Origin of the sequence: Arenibacter lacus (assembly GCF_008711145.1) — a bacterium.
Taxonomy (GTDB): domain Bacteria; phylum Bacteroidota; class Bacteroidia; order Flavobacteriales; family Flavobacteriaceae; genus Arenibacter; species Arenibacter amylolyticus.
Window position 1 is genome coordinate 1 of sequence record NZ_VVIN01000224.1, and the last position, 635, is coordinate 635.

Below are 635 nucleotides of genomic sequence, written 5' to 3' on the forward strand. Positions count from 1 at the left end.
AGCGGACGGCCCATACCACTTCTGCGCAAAGGAATTCCATTTTGGGGTGTAGTTTTTCTCCCAGTTTGGGCGATTTCTCAATGAGCTCTAAAATGGCCTTCCGGTCCGATCCGTATACGGCCAGATGGTCTTTAGCGGCCAAATCCTGGGTAGCCCCGTGAATGGGAAGGTGGGTGGTGGCACATTCTTTTTTGGGCAGCTTCCCTAATTTTATAGCCTTCTCCATAGTGTCTTCTGCCATCTTCCGGTAGGTGGTCCATTTTCCTCCGGTGATGGTGAGGAGGTGCGAGTTGGAGATTAAGATCTTGTGGCTTCTAGATATTTCCTTGGTTTTTTCCGAGCCGTGCTGTGGGGCGGCCAAAGGCCTTAAGCCGGCAAAAATGCTGAGGACGTCTTCCCTGCCCACTCTTTTGGAAAGGTAACTGTTCGCAGTTTCAATAATAAAGTCAATTTCCTTATCTAAGGCAATGGGCTCCAAGCTATGATCATCCAAAACCGTGTCCGTGGTTCCCACTAAAACCCTATTGTGCCAAGGTACCAAAAACAACACCCGCCCATCATTGGTCTTCGGGATCATAATGGCATCTTCCCCTGGTAAGAACGACTTGTCTAATACTAGGTGGATTCCCTGACTG

At 49.1% G+C, this 635-nt stretch carries 1 protein-coding gene; it reads right to left on the bottom strand.

Annotated features, from left to right (window positions below):
* On the bottom strand, positions 1–635 hold a 635-nt coding region (locus tag F1E73_RS17740), incomplete at both ends, for an FAD-dependent oxidoreductase (RefSeq protein WP_191089071.1).